The sequence below is a fragment of the Acidobacteriota bacterium genome (assembly GCA_020349885.1).
Taxonomy (GTDB): domain Bacteria; phylum Acidobacteriota.
In genome coordinates this window covers 482,743-486,224 of the sequence record CP070701.1, presented here as the reverse complement: position 1 = coordinate 486,224, position 3,482 = coordinate 482,743, and the positions used below count along the sequence as shown (strand labels likewise).

The 3,482-nt window shown below is 65.6% G+C and carries 3 protein-coding genes and 1 tRNA gene; 1 reads left to right on the top strand and 3 read right to left on the bottom strand.

All coding sequences use genetic code 11. From position 1 onward, the window contains the following. A partial coding sequence (locus JSV08_02140; protein ID UCF81237.1) for a M48 family metalloprotease occupies window positions 1–1,513 on the top strand: 1,513 nt, incomplete at its 5' end. Window positions 1,514–1,626: 113 nt separating this feature from the next. Here JSV08_02140 and JSV08_02135 read toward each other — a convergent pair. The 3 genes from JSV08_02135 to JSV08_02125 all read right to left on the bottom strand — a co-directional run bounded on the left by JSV08_02135 (window position 1,627) and on the right by JSV08_02125 (window position 3,304). Continuing rightward, window positions 1,627–1,713: transfer RNA gene (locus JSV08_02135), tRNA-Leu, on the bottom strand. Window positions 1,714–1,813: 100 nt separating this feature from the next. After that, window positions 1,814–2,422, bottom strand: a complete 609-nt coding sequence (locus JSV08_02130; GenBank protein ID UCF81236.1) for a thioredoxin family protein — start codon at window positions 2,420–2,422, stop codon at window positions 1,814–1,816. Window positions 2,423–2,461: 39 nt separating this feature from the next. Next, window positions 2,462–3,304, bottom strand: a complete 843-nt coding sequence (locus tag JSV08_02125) for a hypothetical protein (GenBank protein UCF81235.1) — start codon at window positions 3,302–3,304, stop codon at window positions 2,462–2,464. Between the last annotated feature and the right edge of the window lie 178 nt (window positions 3,305–3,482).

Genomic DNA, 3,482 nt, shown 5'->3' with positions numbered 1-3,482 from the left:
GCTCCAGGGCGTTATCGCCCACGAGTTCAGCCACATCCTGAACGGCGACATGAGGCTCAACATCCGCCTGATGGGCGTGCTGCACGGGATCCTTCTCATCGGCGTCCTGGGCTATTGGATGGTGCGCACGGTCCGGTACGCGCCGCGCTCGTCGGACATGCGCGCCAGCGCCGCGATCTTCGCCGTCGTGTGCATCGGGCTGGTGCTCATGGTGATCGGGTACGTCGGCGTGTTTTTCGGCAAACTGATAAAGAGCGCGGCGTCCCGCCAGCGCGAGTACCTCGCGGACGCGTCCGCCGTGCAGTTCACGCGCAACCCCTCAGGCATCGCCGGCGCGCTCAAGAAGATCGGCGGCATGGACATGGGAGCGAGGCTCGTAAGCCCCAACGCCGAGCAGACCAGCCACATGTTTATAGCCAACGCGCTCTCCCGGTCCTGGGTGGGCGCGCTGGCCACGCACCCTCCGCTCGAGGAGCGCATCCGGCGCGTCGAGCCCCGATGGGACGGCCGGTTCGTCCGCGTCGAGCCCCCGGCCAAGAAGGCACCCCGCCGCCGGAAAAAGGAGGAGAAGGAGGACCTGGAAACAATTCTTGGCCCCGAGATGACCGCCGTGCTGGCGGGGGGCGTCGTGGCCGGAGCAGGGGCCGCGCCGGCCAGGGGCGCCCGAGCGCAGCGCGCCACGGTGATGCGCTCGAAGGAGATACTCGCCCGCGTGGGCGCGCCGAGCGAGGAACATCTGCGCTACGCCGCGCAACTCAAGGCCTCCATCCCCGAGGCCGTCACCGGGGCCGCCCACGAGCCCTTCGGCGCCCGGGCCGTGGTGTACGCCATGCTCCTGGACCGCGAGAAAGAATCCCGCCGCCTTCAGCTTGAGCGTCTTGGGCACAACGCGGACAAGACGGTCTACAAGGAGACCCTGAAGCTGGCCCCCGAGGTAGAGACGCTTCCGGACGAGACGCGCCTGCCGCTCGTGGACATGTCGATTCCGGCCCTGAGCCGGCTTTCGCCGGTTCAGTACGGAGCTTTTCGAAAAAACATCCGGCACCTGGTGGAGGCGGACAAGCAGATTGACATCTTCGAGTTCATGTTGCAGTGCGTCCTGCTGCGCCACCTGCAGCCCCGCTTCGCCAAGAGACGGAAGCCCCCCGTCGTCCAGTACTACGCCACGAAGCCGCTGGCGGGCTCCTGCGCCCGGCTCCTGTCGGGCCTGGCGTACGCCGGCCACGACGACGCGGGCGAGGCGGCCCGCGCCTTCGAGTTGGGCGCGGCCAGGGTGGACCTCTCCGCGCGGATACTGCCGACCGGCGAGGCCGGGCTCGACGCCGTCGGCGAGGCGCTCGACGTGCTGACCAAGGCCTCCCCGAAGATAAAGCGGCGCGTGCTGGAGGCGTGCATCGTCACGACCGCCGCGGACGGCCTCGCCACGATACACGAGGCGGAGCTTTTGCGCGCCGTGGCGGACGGCCTGGACTGTCCCGTTCCGCCGTTCCTTCCGGGCCAGGACGTGGGATAAGGGCTTCTCCGAAGCCGCGTCTTAACTGTTTTTATTAGAAGCCATCCAAAACTATGGCCTTGAGTGGGGGTATTTTGGCATCCTAGGCGATCTGGTGGGGGCCGCCATAGAGGTACCGGAGGCCGGACTCGAACCGGCACGGGGAGACAAATCCCCGAGGGATTTTAAGTCCCTTGCGTCTACCATTCCGCCACTCCGGCGCACCCTTATTGTACATGAAACGGACGGGCCGGTCATTCCGGCGGGCGGCGCAGGCACTTGCGCCGCGTGCGGGTGGTGCGGCCGGCAGGACGCCTCGCCTTAATCCGCGTACTTCACGCTGCAGCCGTAGGGCCGGGTGGAAGCGGGCTTCACCGGCTTTCCCGCCAGGGCCGCGTCGAGCGCCGCTACGACGTAGTTCTTTGATTCGGGAATCACCGCCGGATCGCGCGAGCTGTTGTCGTCAATCGCTCCCGCGTAGACGACTTTTCCTTCGGGGTTGATAATAAACATGTGCGGCGTCGTCTTCGCACCGTAGGCCTTGCCCATCGTGCCGGAGGCGTCGAGAAGGAACGCCGAGGGAGCCAGTTTATGCTTCTTGGCAACCTTCGCCGCGTCAGAGGGAGCGACGTAGCCCTGCTTGCCCTCCGCGGAGGAGCAGACCGTAAGCCACATAACACCCTTCTCGGCGTACGTTTTCCGTATTTTCTCCATGTTGCCGCTTTTGTAGTGCTTCTGCACGAACGGGCAATCCATGTTGAACCATTCCAAGACAAGCCACTTTCCCTTGTAGTCGGAAAGCTTTTGCGTCCCCCCCGAGGCGGCCTTCGCCTCGAAGGCGGGAGCGTCTTTTCCGGGAACCGCTTTGGCCAACGCAAGCGTAGGAACGAGTGCCATTGCGAGAAGCGCGGCGGCGCATTTTTGTCGCATACGATTGTTCTCCTTTCGGGTATCGTCGGTTTCGAAAACCTATTCTACATAGCGGGAGGCCGGAGGGAAACCTTCCGCGGCGACGGGCACGGAGGGAAATTCCCATGCCCTTCCATCCTCTACCAGCACGAACCCCGTGCTCGCGAACGGAGCCACGCCCCCCGGGACGTCGAACGTAAGGTGGAAGCCTCCGTCCGCCCTCTCCACGGCGGGAGCCTGCGGAAGAACAAGGTTTCCGTTCACGGGAAACGCCTCGGGTGCGCGGGGCGGGCGGGGGCCGTCCTTCGCCTTGAGCGTCAGGACGAGGCGCTCCGGGGAAAGCCGCGCCTCGGCGATTTCCCACGGAGACTCGTCGGAAGGGCGCGGGACGCGCGCCTCGTAACGCAAGAGCCGCGCACGGGCCGCGGACTTCCATTTCTCCTCGGTGCGAACCGGCCTCTCAAGAGTGAGAATCCCCGAGCCGACGATGCATATTTCCTCGCACACGGCCCATTCGAGTTTCGCCTCGACGCGGGCGGGGCCGCCGCCTTCCGGTTTCACGTCGAATGGAAAAACGACCTCGCCCTCGTACCCGAGGTCGACGAAAGACCCGTACGGCATGCGCTCTGGATACGGCCACCCCACCTCGCCGCACAGCGCCCCCTCGGCCCGAAGCTGGAATAGCGGCGGCGCGCCCGAATCTCCCGGATTTTTCCAGTAAAGGTGCCAGCCCGGGTCGGGAACGAAGCGGATACCCGCCGTGGCACCCGCCTCCAAGTCGAACGTTTTGGGAGCGACCCACGATACGCGCACGTGTTCCGCCTTGAGCGATTCCTTCGCGCCCGCATGGAGGGCAAGAAGGAGGGCCAGGGCGGGAAAGAGGGGGAGGAATTTTCGCTTCACTTTCCCTTAATATGCCCCGACGCACATTGCGGTGCGGCGGGGAAAAGCGCCCCCCGGCGCCGAGGGCGGCTGGCGTCCTCCGCGCCCCGTCACTCCTTTGCTCCGGCCCGTTTGAGAATTTCCACAATCTCGACGTGGTCCTTGAACTCGGCGGCCGTCAGGGCGGTATCGCCGTCTT

What these genes read in the sequence shown, in the direction of transcription:
- JSV08_02130 (UCF81236.1), bottom strand. Translation starts at nt 2,422, where the DNA reads ATGCGACAAAAATGCGCCGCCGCGCTTCTCGCAATGGCACTCGTTCCT.